This is a genomic window from Pseudomonas cannabina (assembly GCF_900100365.1).
GTDB classification, from domain to species: Bacteria; Pseudomonadota; Gammaproteobacteria; order Pseudomonadales; family Pseudomonadaceae; genus Aquipseudomonas; species Aquipseudomonas cannabina.
In genome coordinates this window covers 1335622-1361996 of record NZ_FNKU01000001.1, presented here as the reverse complement: position 1 = coordinate 1361996, position 26375 = coordinate 1335622, and the positions used below count along the sequence as shown (strand labels likewise).

The 26375-nt window shown below is 60.6% G+C and carries 24 protein-coding genes; 10 read left to right on the top strand and 14 right to left on the bottom strand.

Annotation, left to right across the window (positions count from 1 at the left end; all coding sequences use genetic code 11):
- Window positions 1-73: 73 nt before the first annotated feature.
- The 10 genes from pncA (at window position 74) to BLT55_RS06390 (ending at window position 13193) form a co-directional block, all read left to right on the top strand.
- Entirely contained in the window at window positions 74-718 is a 645-nt protein-coding gene (pncA, locus tag BLT55_RS06435) for a bifunctional nicotinamidase/pyrazinamidase (protein ID WP_054999674.1), read from the top strand.
- A 140-nt stretch (window positions 719-858) separates the two neighbouring features.
- Window positions 859-1785, top strand: coding sequence for a formate/nitrite transporter family protein (locus BLT55_RS06430; protein WP_054999675.1), 927 nt, complete (start codon window positions 859-861; stop codon window positions 1783-1785).
- A gap of 95 nt (window positions 1786-1880) precedes the next feature.
- Window positions 1881-2564, top strand: coding sequence for a response regulator transcription factor (locus BLT55_RS06425; RefSeq protein ID WP_054999676.1), 684 nt, complete (start codon window positions 1881-1883; stop codon window positions 2562-2564).
- Entirely contained in the window at window positions 2542-3939 is a 1398-nt protein-coding gene (locus tag BLT55_RS06420; protein WP_042912682.1) for a sensor histidine kinase, read from the top strand. The genes BLT55_RS06425 and BLT55_RS06420 overlap by 23 nt, the downstream gene beginning before the upstream one ends.
- Window positions 3940-4510: 571 nt before the next feature.
- A complete protein-coding gene (locus tag BLT55_RS06415) occupies window positions 4511-5374 on the top strand; it encodes an alpha/beta fold hydrolase (protein ID WP_054999677.1) in 864 nt (287 codons plus the stop codon).
- Window positions 5375-5436: 62 nt separating this feature from the next.
- On the top strand, window positions 5437-6672 hold the full coding sequence (locus BLT55_RS06410; protein WP_054999678.1) for an efflux RND transporter periplasmic adaptor subunit: 1236 nt from the start codon (window positions 5437-5439) through the stop codon (window positions 6670-6672).
- Window positions 6669-7769 carry an efflux RND transporter periplasmic adaptor subunit gene (locus BLT55_RS06405; protein WP_054999679.1) on the top strand — a complete coding sequence of 367 codons (1101 nt, stop codon included), beginning with the start codon at window positions 6669-6671 and terminating at the stop codon, window positions 7767-7769. The genes BLT55_RS06410 and BLT55_RS06405 overlap by 4 nt, the downstream gene beginning before the upstream one ends.
- Window positions 7766-10801 (top strand): efflux RND transporter permease subunit, encoded by a 3036-nt coding sequence (locus BLT55_RS06400; protein WP_054999680.1) that lies wholly within the window; start codon window positions 7766-7768, stop codon window positions 10799-10801. The genes BLT55_RS06405 and BLT55_RS06400 overlap by 4 nt, the downstream gene beginning before the upstream one ends.
- A 218-nt stretch (window positions 10802-11019) precedes the next feature.
- Complete coding sequence (locus BLT55_RS06395) at window positions 11020-12216, top strand: MFS transporter (protein ID WP_054999681.1); 1197 nt, start codon at window positions 11020-11022, stop codon at window positions 12214-12216.
- Between the two features lie 230 nt (window positions 12217-12446).
- Complete coding sequence (locus BLT55_RS06390) at window positions 12447-13193, top strand: hypothetical protein (RefSeq protein WP_054999682.1); 747 nt, start codon at window positions 12447-12449, stop codon at window positions 13191-13193.
- A gap of 566 nt (window positions 13194-13759) precedes the next feature.
- Here BLT55_RS06390 and BLT55_RS06380 read toward each other — a convergent pair.
- From BLT55_RS06380 to BLT55_RS06315, 14 genes are all read right to left on the bottom strand, one after another.
- Window positions 13760-14479, bottom strand: coding sequence for an alpha/beta hydrolase (locus BLT55_RS06380; RefSeq protein ID WP_055001864.1), 720 nt, complete (start codon window positions 14477-14479; stop codon window positions 13760-13762).
- A gap of 63 nt (window positions 14480-14542) precedes the next feature.
- Window positions 14543-16864, bottom strand: coding sequence for a type II secretion system secretin GspD (gspD, locus tag BLT55_RS06375; protein WP_055001865.1), 2322 nt, complete (start codon window positions 16862-16864; stop codon window positions 14543-14545).
- Window positions 16864-17394, bottom strand: a complete 531-nt coding sequence (locus BLT55_RS06370; protein ID WP_055001866.1) for a hypothetical protein — start codon at window positions 17392-17394, stop codon at window positions 16864-16866. The genes gspD and BLT55_RS06370 overlap by 1 nt, the downstream gene beginning before the upstream one ends.
- Window positions 17391-18002 (bottom strand): type II secretion system protein GspM, encoded by a 612-nt coding sequence (gspM, locus tag BLT55_RS06365; protein WP_055001867.1) that lies wholly within the window; start codon window positions 18000-18002, stop codon window positions 17391-17393. Before gspM ends, BLT55_RS06370 begins: the two co-directional genes overlap by 4 nt.
- A complete protein-coding gene (locus BLT55_RS06360; protein ID WP_055001868.1) occupies window positions 17977-19047 on the bottom strand; it encodes a type II secretion system protein GspL in 1071 nt (356 codons plus the stop codon). Before BLT55_RS06360 ends, gspM begins: the two co-directional genes overlap by 26 nt.
- The gene (locus BLT55_RS06355) at window positions 19044-19778 is read right to left on the bottom strand and encodes a type II secretion system protein GspK (protein WP_055001869.1); all 735 of its coding nucleotides are present in this window, start codon (window positions 19776-19778) and stop codon (window positions 19044-19046) included. The genes BLT55_RS06360 and BLT55_RS06355 overlap by 4 nt, the downstream gene beginning before the upstream one ends.
- Window positions 19775-20407: a prepilin-type N-terminal cleavage/methylation domain-containing protein gene (locus tag BLT55_RS06350; protein WP_007249180.1), complete on the bottom strand. Its 633-nt coding sequence runs from the start codon at window positions 20405-20407 to the stop codon at window positions 19775-19777. The genes BLT55_RS06355 and BLT55_RS06350 overlap by 4 nt, the downstream gene beginning before the upstream one ends.
- Window positions 20404-20775 (bottom strand): type II secretion system protein, encoded by a 372-nt coding sequence (locus BLT55_RS06345; RefSeq protein ID WP_055001870.1) that lies wholly within the window; start codon window positions 20773-20775, stop codon window positions 20404-20406. The genes BLT55_RS06350 and BLT55_RS06345 overlap by 4 nt, the downstream gene beginning before the upstream one ends.
- The gene (locus BLT55_RS06340) at window positions 20775-21209 is read right to left on the bottom strand and encodes a GspH/FimT family pseudopilin (RefSeq protein WP_074800168.1); all 435 of its coding nucleotides are present in this window, start codon (window positions 21207-21209) and stop codon (window positions 20775-20777) included. The genes BLT55_RS06345 and BLT55_RS06340 overlap by 1 nt, the downstream gene beginning before the upstream one ends.
- 8 nt (window positions 21210-21217) lie before the next feature.
- A complete protein-coding gene (gene gspG / locus BLT55_RS06335; RefSeq protein ID WP_055001872.1) occupies window positions 21218-21649 on the bottom strand; it encodes a type II secretion system major pseudopilin GspG in 432 nt (143 codons plus the stop codon).
- Between the two features lie 24 nt (window positions 21650-21673).
- Window positions 21674-22876, bottom strand: a complete 1203-nt coding sequence (gene gspF / locus BLT55_RS06330) for a type II secretion system inner membrane protein GspF (protein ID WP_055001873.1) — start codon at window positions 22874-22876, stop codon at window positions 21674-21676.
- Entirely contained in the window at window positions 22873-24597 is a 1725-nt protein-coding gene (gspE, locus tag BLT55_RS06325) for a type II secretion system ATPase GspE (RefSeq protein WP_007249175.1), read from the bottom strand. The genes gspF and gspE overlap by 4 nt, the downstream gene beginning before the upstream one ends.
- A gap of 83 nt (window positions 24598-24680) precedes the next feature.
- On the bottom strand, window positions 24681-24908 hold the full coding sequence (locus BLT55_RS06320) for a hypothetical protein (RefSeq protein ID WP_055001874.1): 228 nt from the start codon (window positions 24906-24908) through the stop codon (window positions 24681-24683).
- A 396-nt stretch (window positions 24909-25304) separates the two neighbouring features.
- A complete protein-coding gene (locus tag BLT55_RS06315) occupies window positions 25305-26282 on the bottom strand; it encodes an IS5 family transposase (RefSeq protein WP_007247761.1) in 978 nt (325 codons plus the stop codon).
- Window positions 26283-26375: the final 93 nt, after the last annotated feature.

Sequence of the window (26375 nt, the reverse complement as noted above, 5' to 3'; positions counted from 1 at the left end):
CTTGCATCGCAAATACGCGGACAAACAGGCAAACTCTCGCCAACTGTATGATTTTCTAAGAGAAAAACCGACCATGTCTCTTTCCAGGCTGCCCGCCGACCCTCGCTGCGCCTTGCTGGTGGTCGACATGCAATACGACTTCATGCCCGGCGGGCAACTGGCGGTGGCGGATGGCAACGCGTTGTTGCCGCTGATCAATCGTCTGGGCAAGCGTTTCGCCAGAGTCGTCATCACTCAGGACTGGCACCCGGCCGGGCATATTTCGTTTGCCTCCAGCCATGTGCAACGCGCGCCGTTCGAGAGCATCACCCTGCCCTACGGCGCGCAAACGCTATGGCCGGATCACTGCGTGCAGGGCAGTCACGGCGCACAACTGCACGCTGACCTTGATCTGCCTCATGCGCAGTTGATCCTGCGCAAAGGCTGCAATCTGCATATCGACAGCTATTCGGCATTTCTGGAAGCAGACCGCACCACCACGACCGGGCTGGCCGGTTACCTGAAAGAGCGTGGCATCGACACCGTGTTCGTGGTCGGTCTGGCACTGGATTTCTGCGTCGCCTGGTCGGCTCAGGATGCGCGCAGTGCCGGTTTCAATACGTATGTGATCGAAGATGCGTGCCGTGCCATCGACATGAACGGCTCGCTGGAGCAGGCCTGGCGGACCATGCTGAGCGTGGGCATCGAACGCGTGCACAGCGCAGAGTTGTCGAACTAGAACCGCCATTCTGCGAAATGGCGCATACAACGCCCTTTGCGACGGATCGACGCCGAACCACAGCGCGCGATGCCTGTCTGAAGCATCGGACTGAAGCCGCCTGGGCCAGTCCATTTCATCACTGGCGCTGAGGATGTGGCATGGATCACGAAGTAGACGGCAAAACCCCCGGCCTTTCCGCCGAGGAAGAGCGCGAGATTGACGAAAACCAGCCGCCCCGTGCGGCGGTGCTGCACGAAACCATTCGCATGCAAGGCGACCACGAACTGGAGCGCAGTGTCGCTGCGCTGTGGTGGTCGGCACTGGCAGCGGGCCTGACCATGGGCTTGTCGCTGATGGCGATGGGGCTGCTGAATTCGCGCCTCGAAGGCATCACTGGCAGTCATGTGATCAGCAGCCTAGGCTATTCAGCCGGTTTTCTAGCGGTGATTCTGGCACGTCAGCAACTGTTTACGGAGAACACCATCACGGCGGTGCTGCCGGTCATGAGCAAGCTGAACCTGGCCAACGTCGGGCGGCTGCTGCGCCTGTGGGGCGTGGTGCTGACCGGCAATCTGGTCGGTACGCTGCTGGTGGCCTACGTGATGCTCAACCTGCCGATTTTCGATAGCAGTACAGACAAGGCGTTTCTGGAGATTGGCCGCAAGGTCATGGAAAACGACGTCGGCCAGATGTTTTCCAAGGGCATCATCTCTGGCTGGATGATTGCGACGATGGTCTGGATGATTGCTTCGATGGAAAACGCCAAGATAGCGATCATCGTGCTCATCACCTACCTGATGGCGCTCGGCGATTTCACCCATATCGTGGTGGGCTCAGCCGAAGTATCCTATCTTGTCTTCGCAGGTGAGCTGGGCTGGAAAGACTTCTGGTTCGTGTTTGCAGGTCCGACCCTGGCAGGCAACATCATTGGTGGCAGCTTTATTTTTGCCCTGATCAGTCATGCGCAGATCCGCAGCGAGAAAGACACCACGGCAAAAATGGAACGCGACCGCAAAAACAAGCTGGAAAAACGTCGCCTGGAAAAAGAACAGAAGCTCAAGGACGCGGATTCCACCGCAAAATGAGAGATATGATCCCCGTCATTAAACTTTCTTTCAGGGAACGCGCCGGGTTTTAAAGGCAGAATGACGGTTTGAACGCACTTATTCAGGCAGGGACCATGACCCGAATTCTGGCAATCGAAGATGATGCCATCACCGCCAAGGAAATCGTTACCGAACTCAGCAGCCACGGGCTGGAAGTGGACTGGGTCGACAATGGCCGTGACGGCCTGGCGCGTGCAGTGAGTGGCGATTACGACCTCATTACCCTGGACCGCATGTTGCCGGAGATGGATGGTCTGACCATCGTCACCCACTTGCGGGCTCAGGGAATTTCCACACCTATCCTGATGATCAGCGCGTTGTCCGATGTGGATGAGCGTGTTCGGGGGCTGCGTGCCGGAGGGGATGACTATTTGCCAAAGCCCTTTGCGTCGGACGAAATGGCCGCGCGCGTCGAAGTCTTGTTGCGACGCAGCAACCCGGTCAGTGCCGCCAAAACGGTATTGCAGGTGGCTGATCTGGAACTGAACCTGATTACTCGGGAAGCCTGCCGTGGCGGTGAGCTGCTGACCCTGTTACCCACAGAATTCAAGCTGCTGGAGTTTCTGATGCGTAACAGCGGCCAGATCATCACTCGAATGATGATCTTCCAGGAGGTTTGGGGTTATCACTTCGATCCGGGGACCAACCTGATCGACGTCCATATCGGCCGCTTGCGCAAGAAGATCGACCAACCCGGCACCGCACAGCTTATTCAGACCGTGCGAGGATCCGGTTATGTTATTGCCGAACCCGTCTAAGGGCTGGCGATCGTCTACAAGCCGATTATTGGCGCTGTACAGTTCTCTATTCGTGGCGTGGAGCGTGATCCTCCTTGGCGTTTTGTACTGGGAAGTCACTTCTTATCTGGATACCCTCGCCCGCCACTCCCTGACCCATCGGCAGCAATTGTTTTCGCGCTTCGAGGGTCAGGCGCTGGAAGACGCCCTCGCGACCAGCATGACCTTCGATACCCGCTCGGTGGACGCCTACGGCCTGTTCGACCAAAACTTCCGCCCGGTCGCCGGACCCATCAACAGCATCCCGAAAAACCTGCCCATCGACGGGCAGATCCATGTGTTGAACGACTGCATCGAATCGGAAGATCCGGGGATGCCGCAAGGCAGCTGCGATGCCATTGTCAACCGCACCCAGGATGGCCGCTGGCTGGTGCTGGTTCGCGAGAACGGTTCGCTGTTCGCCGTCAGCACGCTGATTCTGCACGCCTTGCTGTGGGGCATCTCGCTGACGATTATTCCGGGCGTTGCAGGCTGGCACTTGCTGCGTCGCCGCCCGTTGCGGCGCATCAGGGCCATTCAGGCCAGCGCCGAATCGATCATCGAGGGCGACATGGCCGGGCGCCTGCCGGTTTCCAACCGGCGCGACGAACTGGACATGCTGGCGGTGATCGTCAACGCCATGCTCGACCGTATCGAGAAGCTCATGAACGAGGTAAAAGGTGTCTGCGACAATATCGCCCATGATCTGCGCACCCCACTGACCCGCCTTCGCGCCCAGCTGTACCGCATTCAGCAGCAATCAGCACCTGACTCCAGCCACGCCACGCAGATCGCTCAGGTGATTGGCGAAGCCGATACGCTCATGGCGCGCTTCCGGGGGCTGTTGCGAATTTCGGAACTGGAAGACCGTCAGCGACGCTCGGCGTTCGTCGAGTTGCAGTTGCAACCACTGCTGCAGGAGTTACACGACTTTTACCTGCCGTTGGCCGAAGAAGACCAGATCACCCTGCTGCTGGAACTGCAAGACCCGTTGCCCAGCCTGGTGGGTGACCGGGCGCTACTGTTCGAAGCACTGACCAACCTGCTGGGCAACGCAATCAAATTCACCCCTGCAGGCGGGGTCGTGAAAATCAGCGCTTACGCGACTAAAGACGGCACCACGCCATGTATCGAAGTACAGGATTCCGGGCCGGGCATCCCGGTCGCCGAGCGCGATGCAGTGTTTCAGCGCTTCTATCGCAGTGAAACCGGCAACGAGCACAGCGGGTTCGGGCTTGGCTTGTCTGTCGTCGCCGCTATCGTCAATCTGCACGGCTTTACGCTGCAGATCGGCACCAGCGTATACGGCGGCGCCAGCCTGCTGCTGGAATGTCGCCCGGCCCACGCACTGACCTGATCAGTAAAAATCCCCGACTTGACGGGGATTTTCCACCCCCTTTTGCGCGTTCTTTCTATTTCCCATCGTCAGCCCGAAACAGCGAACCGGTTTTTCCGAGTGCTACTGCGTGCCTGCTTTTTGACAAACTTGAAGCCTCTGGATCAACGCTTTCGACGTTTCGATAGTAATCTGGCGCGGCTTGCCAAGCCATATTTTGTAACAGTATGTTTCAAGATGTGACTTGGCTTGACCGTTTCAGCGCGCACAAGTTCCGACCATTAATTGAGCTTTTCGGGCGCTTTAGCTCGTTTTTCCCCGAACAACCCCTGTGAGCTCTCGAACGTCCCGCTACCCCCTCCATAGCCAAAATGTGAACTGGCCTACATTTTAATGACGCCAGTGACTTGTCGGTCTGATGGCACTGGGTTATCTATAGCCGGGCATCAAGTGCAATCGCTACAGCGTTTCCTGTTTTACCCAAAATAATAACTCACCGGATTTCGCCATTAACCAGGCGAGGCTCAAGCATGGCTGCCCGGGCAGAGAAAGCAGTACTTATCGTGGGATCGACATCGGCTGGGAGGCTATTATGGGCGCACAATCAAAGATTTTAAGCGTAGGTGAGTACAAGGTTTACACCGAGACTTACTGGAAAAACAGCGACGCCAAGACCATCTTGCTCGTCAACGGCGCACTGTCGACAACCGGCTCTTTCGGACAGACAGTCAAGTACCTGCAACCCCACTACAACTTGGTGTTGTTCGACCTGCCTTTTTCGGGGCAATCCCGGGCACATAACTCGGATGACATGATCGTCAGCAAGGAAGATGAAGTAAAAATCCTTCTCCAGTTGATCGATCTGTACCAGGTCAACTACCTGCTTTCAGTGTCGTGGGGCGGTGTCTCGGCCCTGCTGGCGCTTGCCGAATGCCCGGCATCCGTTGAAAAGGCGATCATCAGCTCGTTTTCGCCGGTCCTCAACGAACCCATGCTCGACTACATCGACAACGCTCAGGTGTACCTCGCCGCCCGCGAGAAACGCAAGATCGGCGCACTGCTCAACGACACCGTTGGCAAGTACCTGCCTCGCCTGTTCAAGCTCTACAACTACAAGCATCTGATCAGTCTCGCCGAACACGAGTACGCGCAGATCGACTTCCATATCAGCCAGATTCGCACACTAAGTGCCAGTAACTACGTCGAGCGTTTTTCATCGATCAAGATCCCGGTGTTGTTCATCAACGGCGAGAAGGATGAATACACCACCGTCGAAGATGCCCGCATGTTTTCCAATTACATTGCCAAAAGCAGCTTCAACGTAGTTCCGGACACCGGGCACTTTCTGGATTTGGAAAGCAAGGCGGCCTGGCACCATTCGCAAAAAACGGCACTGCAGTTTCTGGGCACCGAAGCCAGAAGCGAAGTGTGGCCCAGCGTCACTGCGATGGCATGAAACATCACCGTCAACGTCCGGGAAGCTCATCGGCTTTTCCGGCGTGACGCGGTCATTCATGAATAGCGGCTTACTTGATCGGGCAGTGCCATCCGTTGACGACTTTTTCTCTTGCAACGCAGTTGCGTGCGCTTTGCCGTGCCTGCGGAATATTCCGACCGCTGAATTTCAACACCTTCCACCCCGCCCTGGCGCTGGGCCTTGTTTCGCTGCTCTCACTCAGCGCCTGCTCTGCCGGAAAGTCCGCAGACAAAGCGCTGGTGCGGGTCGCGGTGCAGCCTGTGACGGCCATGAATATCACCAACAGCGTGGTCCTGACCGGCGATATTCAGGCGCGCAAGGTGACCGAGCAAGCTTTTCGGGTGTCCGGCAAGCTGGTCAAACGCTACGTGGATGTCGGGGACCGGGTGCGCGCCAATCAAGTGCTGGCCAGGCTGGACCCACGCGAACAGAAGAACGATCTGGCCTCTGTCAACGCTGAGGTCGCGGTTCGGGAATCACGCCTGCACCTGGCAGAGCAGAATTATCAGCGTCAGCAAATACTGCTTCCCAAAGGCTATACCAACCTCAGCGAGTACCAGAAAGCCCGCTCGGGCCTGGACAGCGCTCGCGGGGATCTGGCCGCTTTGCAAGCGCAACGGGCCACTGCGCGTGATCAGGTGGGTTACACCGAACTGGTCGCAGTGGCCAATGGCGTCATCACCGCCCGGCACGCCGAAGAAGGCCAAGTGGTACAAGCCGCCACACCGGTGTTCAGCCTCGCCCACGACGGCGAGCGCGAAGCCGTGTTCTTTGCCTACGAGTCGCTGTTGCGCAGCGATCAGACCGGCGTGTCAATCACGGTGAGCCCGCTGGGTCAGCCGAATATCCGGCTGAGCGGTGTCATCCGCGAAATCACCCCTATCGTGTCTGCCGCCAACGGAACGTTGCGGGTGCGGGTGGCATTGCCGGACGACGCCACCGTCCCTGCGCTGGGCAGCGTGGTCAGCGCACGCCTTGAAACCCGCTCGCAGTCAGCGTTTGCCCTGCCCTGGTCGGCGTTGAGCCGCACACAGGGCAAGCCTGCGGTATGGCTGGTTGATGAGCAGGCGACAGTCCGGCTGGCGCCTGTGAAAGTGCTCCGTTACGAACAGGGCCAGGTGCTGGTTTCCGAAGGGTTGTCCGAGGGCGATCAAGTGGTTTCCCGAGGGCTGCAATTTCTCTACGCCGGGCAAAAGGTCGAGGTGGCCGGACGCGCCTCGGCCGCAACAGCGGCGTCAGCGGCGCTCTCGCTGCGTGGCCCGGAGGTGGTCCGATGAGCCCGGCGTCAGACAAACCCCGACCGAGATGCGCCTTCTGGTTGTTTTGCGCCCTGATCATCGTGCTGCCGGGCTGCCGCGACAAGCCGCTACGTCCGGTCGCCGAACGCCCCGTGCTGTTTACCGAGATCGTCGACCCGCGTAACGCCGCATCCGGCCGCTTCGCCGGCACTATTCAGCCGCAATATGAAGTGGCACTCGGTTTTCGCGTCGCCGGACGCATGGCGATGCGTCATGCGCAAATCGGGCAACAGGTGCGCAAAGGCGACCTGCTCGCGACCCTTGACCCCGGTGATCAGCAGCATCAACTGCGCGCACGGCAGGCAGAAGTCGGCAAGGCCCGGGCAGCCTGGCAACAGGCGCGAGACGAGCACGTCCGTTATGACCAGTTGTACGAACGCGGCATCGGTTCGCGGGCGCATCTGGATCAATTGAACAGCGACCTGCGTACGCAAGACGCGATCCGCCAACAGACCGATGTCGCTCTGCAACAAGCCAATGATCATGTGTCCTACACCCGATTGACCGCCGAGTTCGACGGTCTGGTGACTGGCTGGCACGCCGAGGTCGGTCAGGTGATTGCAACCGGCCAACCGGTGGTCAGCCTGGCGCGCCCGGAAAGCCGCGAAGCGGTTGTCGATCTGCCCTTGGGGTTGCTTGGCGCGCAGGCTGATAACCGGCAGATCAACGTCATCTCCCAGTTGGATGAACACGTATCGGCTCTGGCGAAGGTTCGCCAACTGGCGCCGCAGATCGATGCGGGGACGCGCACCCAACGCGTGCGTCTGGCCTTGCAGCACACACCGGACAGCTTCCGGCTGGGCTCGACCGTTACCGTGGAAATCAGTGGCGCCGCACCGAACCTTCACGAGCTGCCCGGCAGCGCCGTGCTGGAGCGTGACGGCAAGACCCAGGTGTGGGTGATCGATCCGTCGACATCGACGCTTAGCCCGCGTTCGGTGCAGGTGTTAGCGCGCAACGGCTCGAATGTACAGCTCGGTGGCGAGCTGCATGCGGGCGAAAAAGTGGTGATTGCCGGGGTCAACGGCATGCAGGCCGGACAAAAGGTGCGTATGCAACGAGAGGTCAGTTTGTGAAGGAGCGTTTCAATCTGTCGGCCTGGGGGCTCAGGCATCGCACACTGGTCTGGTACATGATGTTCGTTTCACTGCTGATGGGCAGTTGGTCATTCCTGAATCTGGGCCGCGAGGAAGATCCGTCGTTCGCCATCAAGACCATGGTCATTCAGGCCCGCTGGCCGGGTGCGACCTTGCCCGACACCCTGCAACAGGTCACCGACCGGCTGGAAAAGAAGCTCGAAGAAATCGATGCGCTGGATTATGTAAAAAGTTACACGCTGGCCGGTGAATCAACGATTTTCGTGTTCCTCAAGAGTGAAACCCGCAGCGCCGACATCCCGGCCGCGTGGTATCAGGTGCGCAAAAAGATCAACGACGTGCGCGCCGAGCTGCCGAGCGGCATTCAGGGCCCGGCGTTCAACGACGAATTCGGTGACGTATTCGGTAGCATCTACGCCTTCACCGCCGATGGTCTTTCGTTTCGCCAACTGCGTGATTACGTCGAACAGGTACGCGCCGATATCCGCAGCGTACCCAACCTGGGCAAGATCGAACTGCTCGGCGCGCAGCGCGAAGTCATCTACCTGAATTTTTCCATCCGCAAACTGGCGGCGCTCGGCATCGATCAACGTCAGGTGCTGCAAAGCCTGCAAGCGCAGAACTCGGTCACTCCGGCAGGCGTCATGGAAGCCGGGCCCGAGCGCATTGCGGTGCGTGCCAGCGGTCAGTTCAGCAGTGAAGAAGACCTTGAGGCGGTCAACCTGCGTTTCGGCGACCGGTTCTTCCGCCTCAGCGATCTGGCGACCATTGAACGCCGTTATGCCGACCCGCCCTCCTCGCTGTTCCGTTTCAACGGCCAACCGGCGATCGGCCTGGCGGTGGCCATGAAGCAAGGCGGCAACATTCAGGCGTTCGGCACGCAATTGCAGCAGCGCATCGAGGATCTGACCACCGAACTGCCGCTGGGCATCGACGTGCATCTGGTGTCCAGCCAGGCGGAAGTAGTCGAAAACGCCATCGGCGGCTTCACCCACGCGCTGTTCGAAGCGATCCTGATTGTGCTGGTGGTCAGCTTCATCAGCCTCGGCATTCGTGCCGGTCTGGTAGTGGCCTGTTCGATCCCGCTGGTATTGGCGCTGGTCTTCGTCTTCATGGAGTACAGCGGCATCACCATGCAGCGCATCTCGCTCGGCGCGCTGATCATCGCCCTCGGGCTGCTGGTCGACGATGCGATGATCACCGTGGAAATGATGGTCACCCGCCTGGAAAGCGGCGACTCGCTACCGCAGGCCGCCACCTACGCTTACACCTCGACCGCATTCCCGATGCTGACTGGCACATTGGTGACGGTGGCCGGTTTCGTGCCCATCGGCCTGAATTCCAGTTCAGCGGGCGAATACGTGTTCACCATGTTCGCCGTCATCGCCGTGGCGCTATTGCTGTCCTGGCTGGTGGCGGTGCTGTTTGCGCCGCTGATCGGCGTGCACATCCTCAAGGCCTCGGCGCAACACGCCGCGCCAGGCCGCTGGGCGCGGGGTTTCAGTCACCTGCTGAACAAGGCGCTCGACTATCGCGGGTGGGTAATCGGCCTCACCGTGCTGCTGTTCATCGGCTCTCTGTTCGCCGGCAAACTGCTGCAAAACCAGTTCTTTCCGGATTCCGACCGCCCGGAAATTCTGGTCGATATCTACATGCCGCAAAACAGTTCCATCGACGGCACACGCCAGACCATGGATCGCTTTGAAGCCACGCTCAAGGACGATCCCGATGTGCTGCGCTGGAGCTCATATGTCGGCAAGGGCGCGGTGCGTTTCTACCTGCCGCTGGATCAACAATTGAGCAACCCGTTCTATGGGCAACTGGTGATCGTCAGTCAGGGTGGCGTAGCGCGCGATCGCCTGATCGAACGCCTGCGACAGCGCTTTCGGGACGACTACGTCGGCGTGGGTGGCTACGTGCAGCCGCTGAACATGGGCCCGCCCGTCGGCTGGCCGGTGCAGTATCGGGTCAGTGGCCCGGACATCGAACAGGTCCGCAGCCAGGCCATGGCGCTGGCCGCCATTCTCGACGCCAACCCCAATATAGGCCAGGTGATCTATGACTGGAACGAACCGGGCAAGGTGCTGAAGATCGACATCGCCCAGGACAAAGTGCGTCAGTTTGGCCTGTCGTCCGAAGACGTGGCGCAGATCCTCAACAGCCTGGTCACCGGCACCACCATCACCCAAGTGCGTGACAGCACTTACCTGATCGACCTGGTGGGCCGCGCCGAAAGCGACGAACGCAGCTCGGTGCAGACCCTCAGCAACCTGCAAATCCCGACACCGGATGGTTCGACCGTGCCACTGCTGGCATTCGCCACACTCGGTTACGAGCAGGAGCAACCACTGGTCTGGCGTCGTGACCGGTTGCCGACCATCACCCTCAAGGCCAACGTGCTGGGCAAGCTGCAACCGGCCGCACTGGTCAAGCAATTGAAACCGGAGGTCGACGCCTTCAGCGCCAACCTGCCACTGCGCTACTCGGTCGCCACCGGAGGAGCAGTCGAGGCCAGCGCACGCTCACAAGGGCCGATCCTGAAAGTCGTGCCGCTGATGCTGCTATTGGTGGTGAGTTTTCTGATGATCCAGCTGCACAGCGTGAAAAAGATCCTGCTGGTGGTCAGCGTGGTGCCACTCGGGCTGATCGGGGTGGTCGCTGCGTTGTTGATTTCCGGCTACCCGCTGGGCTTCGTGGCGATCCTCGGCGTGCTGGCGCTGATCGGCATCATCATCCGCAACTCGGTAATCCTGGTGACCCAGATCGACGAATTCATCGCCGCTGGTGAAAGTGCCTGGTCGTCGGTGGTCAAAGCCACCGAACACCGCTGCCGCCCGATTCTGCTGACCGCAGCGGCCGCAAGTCTCGGCATGATCCCGATCGCCCGCGAAGTGTTCTGGGGGCCGATGGCCATCGCCATGATCGGCGGCATCGCCATGGCCACCTTGCTGACGTTGTTTTTTCTGCCGGCGCTGTATGTGGTGAGTTATGGGATCAAGCGGGCGGACTGACGCTCGGCGGGGGGATGGCGCTGGATTTCCACCGCCCCTCGTAACGAGCTCGCCCTGCCTCGACTCATTTCCATCCATCATTCCCGGAAATATCCTGTATCAACTCGCCGTGCCTACTTAATCCCCGATAAAACCGTTAGCCTGCTCACCATCAGTCAAAAACCCACCTGCCACGCGCACTGCGCGCTTGACAGGCTTATGCTCAGCGAGACCTTTTCATGCCCCACTCGTCCCAATCCCCGAATAATGCCGTGACCATGACGCCCGGTCTGGTGATGCTGTTCGCGTTCTGCTGCGGCGCGATTGTCGCCAACATTTACTACGCACAACCGATCATCGAGCTGATTGCGCCTGATATCGGACTGTCGAGCACTGCGGCCAGTCTGATCGTGTCACTGACGCAGATCGGTTATGCGCTGGGTCTGTTCTTTCTGGTGCCGCTGGGTGATTTGCTGGAAAACCGCAGGCTGATGCTGGTCACCACGGTGGTTGCGGTGCTCAGCTTGCTGGGCGCTGCTTTTGCCGAACAGCCGAATCTGTTTCTGCTGGTGTCGTTGCTGGTGGGTTTCAGTTCGGTGTCGGTGCAGATGCTGATTCCGCTGGCGGCGCATCTGGCACCGGAAGAATCGCGCGGCCGGGTGGTCGGCAGCATCATGGGCGGGTTGCTGCTGGGGATTTTGCTGGCGCGGCCCATCGCCAGTCTGGTGGCTGACCATTTCGGCTGGCGTGCGGTGTTCGGTTCGGCGGCCGTGGTGATGATCGGTATCAGTGTGGTGCTGGCGACGACCATGCCGAAACGCTTTCCGGACCATCGTGCGTCCTACGGCCAGTTGCTGTTCTCGCTGTGGACTCTTTTGCGTACTCAGCCGGTGTTGCGCCAGCGTGCGTTTTACCAGGCCTGCATGTTCGCAACATTCAGTCTGTTCTGGACCGCCGCACCGCTGGAGCTGTCGCGCAATCACGGCCTGTCGCAAACCCAGATCGCAATCTTTGCCCTGATCGGTGCCATTGGCGCCATCGCCGCGCCCATCAGCGGTCGGCTGGCGGACGCCGGCTACACCCGGATAGCGTCACTGGGCGCATTGCTGCTCGGCGCACTGAGTTTCCTGCCGGGCCTGATTCACCCTGTCTACAGCGTGATCGGCCTGGCAGTGACCGGCGTGGTGCTGGATTTCTGCGTGCAAACCAGCATGGTGCTGGGCCAGCGCACCGTCTACGCACTGGATGCCGCGAGCCGCAGCCGACTCAACGCGCTGTACACGACCAGCATTTTCATCGGCGGTTCGATTGGCTCGGCGGTGGCCAGCCCGTTGTTCGACCACGGCGGTTGGACCTGGGTCATGATCGCAGGCACGCTGCTGCCGTTGACTGCACTGCTGGCGTTGCTCAGGGATCGCGCCAGGCAGAATGCGTAAACGCTGCACTTTGTGACCGAATTGCAGGATAATGCTGCGGCGCTGGCATCGTCCATCGCCCTTCTGGCTCTCTCTCGCCCCTCAAGGCTCGCGTATCCGGCACCTCTGGTTCTGCGCGATTGAACACGGATTGTACAGACGCCTTTTTCCAAGGCCCTCACCCTGCCGATGCCGTCATTCAGACGCGTCGGTGCGCATTTCCGCAAAACCCGAACAAGGCAAAAACAGCAATGGATGCAGCACCACGAACAAGCAAGATTTCCGCGATTTTCGCCAAGATATCGCTTGGTATCAGCGGCATGATCGGCGTTATCTGGAGCATCTTCACCTACCTGTTCCCGGACCCGGCCGTACTGGGTCTCAGTGTCGACTTCATCAACTGGAAAACCCTGATCATCATCGTCGGCACGGTCATGGTGTTCAGCGGGCTGGGGATCGCCATCCTCGCCAGAAAGCTCCCGTCGGTACTCATACTCGGCGTCTGGCTCGGCTTGGCACTGTTCCTCTGCGCGGTGTTCTTCAGGCTGGGCGGCGAATACGCCAAGCCTTCGGTCGAGTTTGCCCGTAGCCAGACACTGTTCACCGAGAACGAAAGCGCCAACCTGTTCGGCAAAAGCTCCGAGACTGTCGACAACGTGAGTATGGAGTTGCTGGGTGGTGATCAGAACGGCCAATCGCCTACCTGTACGCTGGAGCTGACCAACAAGAGCGCAGACCGTGACTTCCGCTTTCTGAACCCGATCAGCCTGTTCGAGGAAACCGGCGGCGCGCTGGGCCTGTCGCAACTGCGTGTCGGCGATGCGAAGTACGACCGCTGGGACAGCTTCCAACTGATCCGCAACGTCCCTACCCGCGTGACGCTGATCTTTGAAGCGGCCAAGGGCCGGGTCAAGCAATCACCTGCCTTGAAGCTGACCTTCCGCGACCGCGAGGGAAAGGAAAACGTGCTCAAGTTCAATGAGGTCAAAGTCAACTGATACAAACGTCTCAGGCTGCCCTCAGGGCGGGCTTCTGCCAGGTGGGCGTGGGGCTGCGAAGCGGCCCTGAACCAGGTGAACCCGGTTGTGCCTGATATACCGCATGCACCGGGTTTACTGTCGGTTCCCGACAGTTCGCGGACAAACGAAGCGTCGCCCGGTCCGCTGTCACACCACGCGTTTCTGCCCTGAGGGCGTAGGAGCGGACTTGTCCGCGATGGCTGCGAAGCGGCCCTGAAACCGGTCACCTTGGCTGTGTCTGGTACACCGAGGCGGCTGGTTCTGCTGCCGGTTCCCGGCAGTTCGCGGACAAGCGAAGCGTCGCCCGGTCTGCAGTCACACCACGCGTTTCTGCCCGGAGGGCGTAGGAGCGGACTTGTCCGCGATGGGCTGCGAAGCGGCGCTGAAACCGGTCACCTTGGCTGTGTCTGGTACACCGAGGCGGCTGGTTCTGCTGCCGGTTCCCGGCAGTTCGCGGACAAGTCCGCTCCCACACTCGCTCAGTCGCCCGGTCCGCTCCCACACAAGCGAAGCGTCGCCCGGTCTGCAGTCTTGCGTAGTAGCCGCTAGCGGGTTGACTGTTGCAGCCAGTTCGCCAGGTCCAGCACTTCAGCCTCGCTGATGTTGTGCCCAAGGCCTTCATAGCCGTGAAACTGCGGCATCAGGCCGAGCGACTTCAGGGTTGCCTCGGCTTGCGGGCCGCTGGCGTAGACCACCTGACGATCCTGCATGCCATGGCCGATGAAGACTTTCAAGACCTTCAATTCGTTGGCCGGTCTGACTTCAGACTTGACCACCGGCAGCAGGCGCCCGCTCAATGCCGCAAAGCCGCCGACCAGTGTCGGCTGACGCAACGCAACTTCATAACTCATCATCGCGCCTTGGCTGAAGCCGACCAGAAATACCTTGCTAGGCTGCGTATGAAATTTTTCAGTGGCCTGCGTGATGAATGCTGTCAGCTGCTTGCCGCTGCTTTTCAGGTCTTCAGTCACGCCGTCGTAGTCCGGCACGCCTGGCTTCTGGGTGAACCATTTGTAGCTGTCAGGCTGCAGTTCGACGGGGGCCTGCACCGACAGATAGTTGTAAACGGCCGGCAGCTGATCCTTGAGCCCGAACAGGTCAGCGGCATTGCTGCCGTAGCCGTGGATGAAAATCACCAGCGGCTGGTCAGGCTTTTCGGCATTAACCTGCGCCAGGTAGTCCAGCGGCAGGTCCGTGTGCAGGGTGTCCTGCGCCTGCGCCAGTCCGGCGACGGCAAACAACAAGGCAGCGATAAATTTCAGCATCTGTTCATGACCTCTTTTTGACGCTGCCCGATAGGCAGCGCCGTAAGCGGAAACCGGCACGCCTCAATTCTGAATGCTGGTCCGCGAAACCTCGGGTTTGAGCAATTGCATCTGCTGACGGTAGTCATCCGTCACCTGACGCGCCTGGCTGCTGCTGGTGATGACCCGAGGCGTGATCAGCACGATCAGCTCGGTGCGGTCCTTGGATTTGCTGGTATTGCCGAACAACCATTTCAGGCCGGGGATGCGCCCGAGATAAGGCACAGCACTGACCGACTCGGCGTTGTCCTGCTTGATCAGGCCGCCCAACAGCACCGTCTGACCACTCTGCGCGGCCACTTGGGTCGACACCGAGCGGGTCGAAATACGCGGATTTCCATTCAGGTCAGTGGAGTTGGCGCTGTTGTCGGCGTCACTCACTTGCTGCTGAATATCCATGTACACCAGGCCGCCCGGATTGATGCGCGGCACAACGTCGAGAATGACACCGGTCTGCACGTATTCGACGCTGCTCAGCGTGGTGGCCGAGGCGTTGGTGTTGACCGTGGTCTGGCTGATCGGGATATTGTCGCCAACCTGAATCTGTGCCTGCTGGTTGTTCATGACCACCAGCGAGGGTGCCGACAGCACTTGGGTGCGGCCGTTGGTTTCCAGCGCACGCAGTGCCACTTGCAGGTTATTACTGACGAAGGAGTAGAAGAACGAGTCAGTTGCAGCCAATGCAGCGCCGCCGGTACCGATCGATCCCTGGCTGCCCGGAGTGTTGGTGACGTTTCCAGTCGTACCCGAATTACCTGCCAGACGCCCCAGGTACCACTGCACCCCCATGTCCAGTTCGCCGGTCAGCTTGACTTCCAGAATGCGCGTCTCGATCTGCACTTGCAGCGGCGGGTTGTCGAGACGTTTGATGGCCGACTCGATTTCCTTCCATTGTGCAGGACGCGTGCGCACCAACAACTGGTTGCTGCTCTTCTGTGCAGTGATGCGCGTGCTGGCATCGAGCGACTTGCCGTTGCCCGCCGAGCCGCTGTCATCCTGACTGGCGGAATCCGAATCGCCGCCGCTCTGGTCGTCGCCCTCCGATTCGCTGTTGGCACTGTTCTGGCTGTTGTTCAGCCCTTGGCTGCTGCCAAAAGCGCCACCACTGCTCATGCCGCTGCCGTTACCGCCCAGGCCGCTGGAGCTGCTCATGCCGCCCGCGCCACCGCCGCTGGAATTGAGCGACGACAGCGTGGTGGTGCGCAGCCCCGGCGCCACCTTGGCAGGCGAGTCATCCTTGATCGCGCCCGTGCCGTAGATCTGCCTCAGGTACTTGGCCAGATCGGTGGCTTTCATGTTGCGCACGTCATACACGTACATCTGTGGCTCGTTGCCGCCGCCCTCATCGATGGTGTGAATCCACTCGCCGACTTCGTGCAGGTACTCGGGCTGCGAAGAGATTGCCACCACCGAATTGGTCCGCTCGATGGGCAGAAAGCGCACCATGCCCGCGAGCGGCATGCCGCTTTCCGGGCCGAACATCTTCTGCAGTTCAGGCATAAGCTCGCCAACCGAGGCGCGTTGCAGACCGAATACGCCAACCGACATGCCTTTCAGCCAGTCCACATCAAAGGTGTCGATAGTGTCCTGATAGTTGGCCAGCTCTTCGGGGGTGCCCGCCAGGCTGAGCACGTTGCGCGCCGGGTCGACCAGCAGGAACGCGTTTTCCCGGGCGAACGGCTTGAGCAGTTTCTGCATTTCGGTGGCTGAAATGTAACGCAACGGAAACAGCCGCGCCGACATGCCCGCCGAAGGTTGCGCCACGCGCATTTCCGGAACCAGCTTGCCGGCCACCGCCTGACTGGAAGGCAGGATAACGTAGCGGTTGCCCTGCTTGATCATGGCGTTGTCAGTCCAGGACAGCAGCGTTTCGAGAATCGACAGCGCCTGCTGCTTGTTGACCGGTTTGGAGGTCGAGAAACTGACATCGCCCTTCACGCCTTGGGCAATGCTGTAATTCTCGTGCAGCAAATCGCCCATGATGCTGTTGATCACCGCCTGAATCGGCTGGTTGGTGAAATTGAAGACAATGTCACCGGTCTCGCCCGGACGCGCTGCCGGGGCGGCTGCGGGCTGGCGGATGAAACGCTGGTTGCCCTTGATGATCTGGCGCTGCGGCGAGGCCGGCGTCTGCCGGGAAGGTGGCTCGACCGGCGGACGCTCGCTGCGCGGGTCTACTGGGGGGCGTTGTGACCCGGTTCCCTGGAGCGCTTCCTGCAGCATGCCATTGTCGGGATCGAGTGTGTCTGACTGAGACGCGCAGCCGCCAAGGGCGACGGCGGTGGCCAGGCAAAGCACGGGTGTGCGCAAGGTAGCGATGGCAGGAACTCCAGAAAAGGTACCCATCACAGGGTGGAATCGTTGGTTAAGGTAAGCGGGGGTGTATTCGACGGCGGTGGCAGACGCAGCGCGGGCAGGCGCAGGACTTGCGTGCGGTCATCCAGCTTGAACGTGGCCTGGGTAGGCTCCAGCCGGTCGAGCGTCCAGCCATTGGGCAGACGCTCGCCCTGGCGAACTTTCAGCGCCGGGCCGCTGGCCTGTTTGAGCAGTGCGACACGCAACGAGCCGTCCATGATCACCCCGGTCAGGGTCAGGCCGACCAGGCTGGACGCTTGCACATCGGCGTTGCGGACGGCCACATCGGGGCTGCGGTCCGGGCTGAAAAGCGGGGTTTTCCAGGTATTGGCCAGGCTGTCCAGAGTGGCCGATGGCGCACTGTGGGCCTGGGCTTTCTGGTCCACGGGGTTACGCGGTGCCTGTTCCGGCAACCAGTCGGGTGAGTGCGCAGCGCCACTGAAGATCAGTGCGATCAGCGTGGCCAGCACTGCGGCCACCGCCAGCAGCGACCACTCCAGCGGGCGTAATGAACCGATCATTGCTCGCCCTCCCCGGCACTCGCCGGTTGCAGGTAGCCGCGCACCAGCAGATGCACCACCAGTTTGCCCGCAGCACCATTGGCCGGCGCATTGGCATCGCGACGCATACTCATCTCGTCAATGAACAGAAACGGACGCTGGTATTCCAGCGCGTGCAGAATGGCAGTCAGTGGTTCGATGGCGCAGTTCAGGGTCAGGCTGACTTTGACCTGACGATACGGCTCGGCGCTGTCTTGCTCAGGCGTGATCGGCATGCGCTGGGTCAGCTCGCAACCTCCGCCGGTGTTGGCCTGACCGCTGATCAAATCAGCGATGCTTTGCATCAGGTCCGCCGCCACTGCGCTGGGGTCTTCGCCCGGCAACAGGCTGGTGCTGCTGGCCGGATCGCGGCGCGCCTGTTCCAGTTGCTCGCGCAACGAATCGCCCTGCTGCAACAGCCCGGCGTAGCGTTGCTGCTGTTCGCGCAACTGCTCGGTCTGCTCGTTGATGTCGCGCAAGGGCCCGGCAAACCAGCTATCGATCAACAGCCAGTACGCCAGGCATAGCACCAGCGCCAGAATGATCAGGGCCGCGCCCCGCCGCTCACGGCTTGTCAGTGGACGACGCATCGGCGTTCTCCTGGTGCAGGTTCTGGTGCAAGTGCGCGCGCAGGGAATACTGATCCTTGCCAGTTTTGGTGTCAGGCTGGATCACGCCCTGAAACTGCGCGTTATCCAGACTGCGGCATTCTTTCATGCGGCCGATCAGCGCGCTCGCCTTGCCACTTTGCCCGGAAAACGCCACGTCGGCGCTGTCGCTGATTTCCAGATGCTCGATCCAGGTGTCCGAAGGCAGGCAGGCCGTCAATTCGCTGAGCAGCGCCGACAGCGGCGGCTGTTCGGCCTTGCGCCGCAGCAGGTAGTTGGCCGCGCCACGGGTGTTGGTCAACTGCTGACGCAGTTGCTGGATCTCGCCGACCTGCGCCTTCTGCGCCTGAACGCTGGCCTGCATATCTTCAAGCAGGCGCTGACGATCGTTCAGCCACAACAGCATGGCGCTCAACAGCAGACCGGCGCACAGCCAGATCAGCCCGCGTTGCAGACGATGGCCGGAACGCGATTGTTGCGGGCGTGCCGGCATGGGCAGCAGGTCGACGCCCATGCGCTGCCCTTCACTGCCGACATCCACGACGTCCGGACGCAGACCGCGCTCGGCACACTCACCCAGAATCGCGTCCAGCCGCTCGCGCAGTGTCGCCACCAGCGTCACCTGCACGAAGCTGGCGCTGCGGCTGTCCTGACGGGCAACGAAGTACAGTTGGCCGGCGTCAAACGGCGTGAAGCGATCCAGTTCGTAGCCAACGACGGTCGACAGGTTGCGCGCAGCGGCGGCAGGCAGTTGCAGCGTTTGCACCAACACCGCCGAAACCGGCAGCAGCAACACGCGACGTACCTGACCCGGTGCAACGGAAAGCGGCTCGCTCAATGGCCACGCATGCACCTGCTCGACGGTTTCGCCACCCAGCCATCGACGCAAACGTAGCGGCAGGCAGGCGCGCAATTCCGCGACCCACCATTGCCAGGCGTGTTGCGCCGGGCTGCCGCGCCACTGCCGGGCAACCTGCTCGCGTAACGCGTACACAGGCGCCAGACGTGAAGAAACTGATGAATTCATTCTTGCCAACGCAACACCCGATAGGGTTGTGCGCTTCCCTCCGATGGGCTCAATAAAACTGTGGTCTGTAAAAAGGCAGTGACACCGCCCGGTCGTTCTGCACGGCTGTCGATGGTCAATACCTCACCTGGATCAGCCCCGACCGCACTCTGGTTCGGCAGGTTCAACGCCCGACGCAACAAGCCCGAAGCAAATGCCGAATCAGGTCGATCCAGCCCGCTCCATAATGTAATTTCCGGCAACAGCCGGGTGTACAGCGTTTGGGTCATGCCCGGTAACTGGCGCACTTCCTCGACCACTCGCAGCGGCGACTGGCCGCCATTGCGCTGCGCTTCCAGCACCTGCGCGATACTGCTGGCCTGGTTTCTGGCTGCACCGCAGGCCTGCAACACACGCGAAATATCTGCCACCGGCGCGCTGTTCAAATCCAGCTTGCCGCGTTCGCTTCTCACGCTGACAACCAGTTGCGTGTCATCCAGGCGTAACGCCACCAGGCGTCCATCCGCCACCCAACGCTTGCGCTGCCCAGTATCCAGCAACCCCTGCACCGCCATGTTCATGCCACCTTCGGCGGCCAGCAGCGCTTGGGTGTTCTGGCGCAACCAGAGCGCCTGCCGGCTTTCCAGTTGCACCCAGCCCGCCAGTCCGCCGAGCAACAGACTCAACAGCGCCAGCACCCAGAGCACCACCAGCAGCGCTACGCCACGCTGCTGGCCGGCTGAATGACTCATTCGCCGCCCGCCCCGCCGGACAAGTCCAGACGCAACGCCACCACTTCCGGCACCCACTTCACGGTGCCTTTGACCTGCATGTCGATCTGCACGGCACGAGGCAAGCGATTTGGCCAGGGCCACTCGGCGATCCAGCCAGTCGGCTTACCCTTCGGGTTCAACCCCCGGTAGCTGAAGGTCAACGATTCGACGTTCTGCAGCAGCACCTGCGGCTCACCCCAGGGCTTGAGCGAAATGCCGTTCGCCGCAGACTGAACCTGTGCAAACGACACCTGCAGACTGCGATGTCCCTCCGGCCCCTTCAGCGCGATGGTATGAACCTGAATACCGCCGCCCAACTCGCCGGGCAACGTGGCGACAAACTGCAATTGCTGTGCCGAGCCCTCAAAAAAGCCGCTATTGGCGTCGTCTTCGGCGGACGTATCCAGCGGCAGCGCCTGGCTGATCGAACTGCGCAAAAAGGCCTGCGCAGCCCGCACCTCATCCAGGTTGACAGTGTAACGCTCCGCCTTGAGCACCGCGCGATTGGCCCCCAGCAACGCCCCGGCGACCAGAACCAGCAACACGCCCAGCAGGCTGATCACCAGCAGCACTTCGAGCAGCGTAAAGCCACGCTGCACACGCTTCATGAGCCCGCCCCGGTGACCGCGCCGCGCAGCTTCAGGGTACTGAATTGTGCGTGGCGCCGGTGCTCACCGACCCTCAGGTCCAGACGAAACAATCGTGGCTGCCCATCAGCGCCGGCCATCTCACGGATATCCAGCGTCCAGTCGATGCCTGCCAGCTTGCCCTGGCGCGTGCCGTTTTCCAGCGGCCCGGCACCTTCCTGATCCAGGATCGTGCGCGCGGCATGACTGAGACGGTCGCTGCGCGATACCTGTTGCAAGGAGCGCGCACTTTGCCCGAACGCCACCAGCAGAACCCCGCTGCACACCGCCATGACGGTCAATGCAGCGAGCATCTCCAGCAGGGTGAACCCTGACTGCGATGTTTTCATTAAAGTGACCGTACCTGAACGCTACCGGTCAGCCAGCCAATGTCGATGCGCCAGCGTCGCTCGCCGTCAGCTACCAGCACGTTGCCACCACTGGAACCACCGTCCGGGTAGAACTCCACCGACGAACCCAGATCCGACGCTGTCTGCAAAGTCACCCGCAGACTCTCGGGCCAGCGCTTCTCGCGCTTGCCCGGAGCCTTGAAAGTCGCTTTGCGCAGGTCAAACTCAGTGCGGACCGGCTGGCCGGTAACAATCGCGCGCACTCGGGTCGCCCGCAGCGCCTCGACCATATCGCCCACTGCCCGCCGCTCGCTGGCAGTACTCAACCCCTGTTGCAGACCGAAACCCACCAGACCGACGGCAATGCTCATCAACACCAGCACGACCAGCATTTCCATCAGGGTAAAACCACGGCTTGCGACAGGCGTTTTCATACCGCTATTTACTCCCAGTTGCCCAGATCGGCGCTGTATCCTTCACCGCCTGGCTGACCGTCCTGACCGTAGAAAATCAGGTCGAAGCTGCCATGCTGGCCCGGAAAGCGATAACCGAACGCATGGCCGAACGGGTCTTTGAGGTCCGAAGGCTTGGCGTAAGGGCCGTTCCAGTTGTACGCGTTACCCGGCTTTTCAGTCAGTTGCTGCAACGTTTTGGGTGGCGAGCCGACATCCAGCGCGTAGCTCTCGATTTTCATGCCCAGGCTCGCCAGTTGCGCCTTGCCTGCGCCGTATTTGCCCTTGTCGACGTTGCCGCCCACCTGACGCACGACAATGGTCGCCACGATGCCCAGCAATACAATAACGGCCAGCATTTCCAGCAATGTGAAGCCGCCCTGACGGCGTGCGGGTTTGAAACGTATGCGGCTAAAGCTCATCGGGATGGTTCCTCATTCATGAATTCAGATATTGCTGGTCAGGCTCATCAGCGGCAGCATGATGGCCAGCATGATCACCGCGACCATGCCCGCCATCACCACGGTCAACGCCGGCACCAGCGCCGCCAGCATGCGGTCGATACCGCGCTTGGCCTCGACGTCGAATACATCAGCGACCTTGAGCAACATGGTGTCCAGTTCGCCGGCCTGTTCACCGACTTCGATCATTTGCAGCGCCAGGTCCGGCAGCAACGGTTGCGCGCCAAACGCGCTGGCCAGTGTGCCACCGCCCTTGACCGACTCCGCGGCCTGTTCGACCTGTGCCTGCAACGCACGGTTGGTGCACACCTGGCGTGCGATGACCAGTGCCTGCAGCAATGCCACGCCATTGGTCAGCAGTGTGCCGAGGGTACGTGTCAGTCGTGCGGCTTCGATGCGCTGCAATAAAGGGCCGATGACCCGAATACCCAGTAGACGACGGTCGCGCCGCTCACGCCGTTGCGGGTCGCGCATGCGAATGGCCATGCCCCAGATCAACGCGATGATGCCCACCAGCACCACCAGGCCGTAATCACCGAGAAACTGCCCGAGGTCGAGAATGACCTCGGTGATCAACGGGATCGGCACGCCGAGGTCTTTGAAGATCGGCACGAACTGCGGCACCACGTAAGCCAGCAACAGGGCCAGCGAGCCCAGCACGCCGACGACCAGAAATGCCGGATAGATCAGCGCGTTGATCACTTCGCCACGCAGCAACTGGCTGCGCTCGAGGTAATCGCTCAGTTGACGCAGGGTTCCTTCCAGCGCGCCCCCGGCCTCGCCAGCGCGAACCATGCTTATATAGAGAGGCGAAAACTGGCTGCCCTCTTCTTCCAGCGCCACAGACAACGGCTTGCCGGCCTTGACCTGTTCGCGGATGCGTTCGATCAGCGCCCGGGTCTGCGGCTGGCCCGGCTGTTTGAGCAGAATGCCGAGTGAGCGCTCCAAAGGCTGACCTGCGCCCAGCAGGGTTGCGAGCTGCTGGGTGAAACTGACCAGCGCGGCGCCGTTGAGCATGCCGCTGCCCAGCGCACGACGCAGACCGCCGAGCCCGGCGGCGTCTACCTGCAAGACCATCAAGCCGCGCTTTTGCAGCGCAGCGATGGCGGCCTCCTGATCCCGAGCTTCGAGCGTGCCGTTCTGCGGCGCACCCTGAGTGTCCAGCGCGCGGTATTTGAACAGGCTCATGTGCCTTCACCGCGAGTCACGCGCAACACTTCTTCCAGCGATGTGACACCTGCCACGGCCTGGCGCAGGCCTTCTTCGTGCAACGTGCGCAATCCGCCACGGCGAGCAGCCTCCTCCAGCGTCGAGGCATCGGCATGGCGCATCAACAGGCTGCGCAGTTCTTCGTTCATGACCAGCAATTCAGTGATTGCACTGCGCCCGCGATAACCACCACCCGGCGCATCGGCGCGCGGGCGATACAGGCGAATCGGGCGCTCGTCGGTGAAGCGCTCCAGGCCATGTTCGGCAATCAACTCCGGCGGCGCATCGAAGGCTTCACGCGTGGCCGGGTCCAGACGCCGCACCAGCCGCTGGGCCAGAATGCCGTTGACCGTGGAGGCAATCAGATAGCTCTCGACGCCCATGTCCAGCAAGCGGGTGATACTCGCTGCGGCACTGTTGGTGTGCAGGGTCGAGAGCACCAGGTGACCGGTCAGCGAAGACTGGATGGCGATGCGGCAGGTTTCCAGGTCGCGCATCTCACCGATCATGATGACGTCCGGGTCCTGACGCACGATGGAGCGCAACGCCCCGGCGAAGTCCAGGCCGATGGAGGGTTTGACCTGAATCTGGTTGATGCCTTCAAGCTGGTACTCGACCGGGTCTTCAACCGTGATGATCTTGCGCTCGGCTGTGTTGAGCCGGGACAGCGCAGTATAAAGTGTGGTGGTCTTGCCGGAGCCGGTCGGCCCGGTGACCAGCAGAATGCCGTGCGGACGCTCCAGCACATCAAGAAACTCGTCCAGCCGCTCGCCATCGAAACCCAGGCTCGGGAAATCGAAGTTGATGGTCTGCCGGTCCAGCAGGCGCATGACCACCGATTCACCAAAGCTGGTGGGCACGGTGGACACCCGCAGATCCAGCTCCTTGCCCTGAATGCGCAGCATGATTCGACCGTCCTGTGGCAGACGTCGCTCGGCGATGTCGAGCCGGGCCATGATCTTCACTCGGGAAATCACCGCTGCCGAGGAACTGGACGGCGGCGCTTCTGCTTCGTGCAGCACGCCGTCGATGCGGTAGCGCACCTTCAGCTGGCTTTCAAACGGTTCGATATGGATGTCCGATGCGCGCTGTTCGACCGCGCGTTGCAGGATCAGGTTGACCAGACGTATGACCGGCGCTTCGGAAGCCAGGTCTTTGAGGTGCTCGATGTCTTCCAGCGAGCCGCCCTCGTCATCGAGGTTTTCGATCAGGGTGCCCATCGCCGAACGACCCTGCCCGTAATAACGCTCGATCAGTGTTTCCACCTCGTTACGCGGACCGACGGATAACCGCACCGGCACCTGGCAGGCATAAGCGATGGCTTGAAACGGGTACAGCGTGCCGGGGTTGGCGCCCAGCACTTGCAAGCCCTGGTCACTCCAGCCTACCGGCACGACTTGATAGTGGCGCATGAAGCGCTCGGTCAGCGGCGGCAGCGGGTCGAGCATGGGCGGCACGCTGTCTGCCAGCAGCAGCGGCGCATTCAACAACGCAGCCCAGGCGCGAGCCAGCTCGAATTCCGACACCAGCCCCAGGCGGGTCAACAGGCCAAGCAGCTCGGTGCCTTCGGACTCCTGCTGCAAACGGTGCGCACGCTCCAGATCGACCGCCTTGAGACCGGCGTGTTCGATCAGCCAGGCGCAGACCTGCTCGGCATCCGGGATCTGGATGCGGGATATATCAACGGGAACTGGCGGCATGGATGAGGGCATTTTGCTACTTCGGAGGGACATGTTACAGCACTCTCCAGCAGGAGAGTGCTGCGTTCAAAGGCTTCAAACGATCAGTTTGACTGCTTTTGAGGGGTTGCGTTCTGCGGACGGCCACCTTTTGTCGTTTCGGTCTTCTGCTGTTGCGCCTTTTGTGCCGCTTTGGCGTCCTGGGTCTGGGTCATCACGGTCTCATCGCTGGCGCCGGAAGTTGCGTCGGCATCGGTGGCTTCTTCGGCCACTACTGCGCCACTCAAGGCCAGGCCTAATACTACAGCTGCACTCATCACTGAAAACTTCATCGGGGTAACTCCTCGGGGAAAACAAGAAAACACTGCAGTTCGCAGCAGGTGTATTAAAGATCGGGCAAGAATTAACGCACAGCACGCATGGCAACTTGCGAGCCGTCTCTCTTCATCCTGAAAAATATTAAACCAATCGACCAGTAGGTTTAAGAAGAGTTCCTCATTTGTAAAGAAAAACGACGAAAAAAAGAAAAATACGCTTTTGTTTGACATTTATGCCGTCTTTTAGACTTAATTGTAACCGCTAAGGAGACGCTGAACAATTAACCCGTTCGCACCGTCCCCATTTCCAAGCCGGTTTTTTTCAACCTGCCGGCCTTATTTTACGTTTCTCGAGCAGATTTCTGCCCTCATTTTGCTGAAAGGCGGGCCAGTCCCGCCTTTCAGACGGATTTATCCTGCCGTCTGTTGTAAATACCGCTTGGCCAGCATCAGATTGGCCAACCCAAACAAACTGAACAACTGCGCTGTATTCTTTTCCAGCCCACGGTAGCGAACCTTGCGATGATTGAAGCGCACCTTGATTACCTGGAAGGGGTGCTCGACCTTGGCACGCAGTTGCGCCTTGGCATATTCAATTTTGCGCTTGACCCGATACAGCACGCTGCCTTCGCCGTGCTGCTTGTAACTGCTTGGCCGTTCTGCAATCGACCAGATAACGTCCCGTTCAGCATGCTCCGGTCGCTTGGCCGCACCGGTGTATCCAGCGTCACCCGAAACATAGGTTTCGTCACCGTGAAGCAACTGGCCAACCTGGGTGACATCCGCCACGTTAGCGGCCGTCCCTACTACGCTGTGCACCAGCCCCGACGTGGCGTCTACACCAATGTGGGCCTTCATCCCAAAGTGCCATTGATTGCCTTTCCTGGCCTGATGCATCTCAGGATCACGCTTGCCTTCTCGGTTCTTGACCGAGGGCGGCGCGGCGATCAGAGTAGCGTCGACGATAGTGCCTTCCTTGAGCAGCAGCCCCCGGCTGGCCAGATGCTGGTTAATCGTTTCAAACAGCAGCCGGGTTAGCTGATGGACTTCCAGCAAGCGGCGAAAACGCAGCAAGGTGGTGGCATCCGGTGCAGACTCGCGACCCAGGTCGATACCCATAAAACCGCGGATGGCCTGGCTGTCGTAGACGGCATCTTCGCAACCTTCATCGGAGAAACCGAAACACTGCTGCACGACGTACATGCGCAACATGCGCGACACCCCTATCGCAGGGCGTCCGCGCTTGCCTGCGGTGTTGCTATAAAACGGCGCCACTTGCGCCTCCAGCAGGGCCCAGGGCACCAACTGTTCAAGGTCAGCTAGGAAGCGATCTCGGCGAGTCTGCTTTTTCTTGCCGGTATATTCGAGTTCGGAGAAGGTCTTCTGCACGCGCGTAACGCTCACGGAGAGGGAGGCTGTTGAAGGAACTTAGTGTGCCAAGGGTGGGGACAGTTGGCTATTTTTGCAGCGCCTCCCTAACAA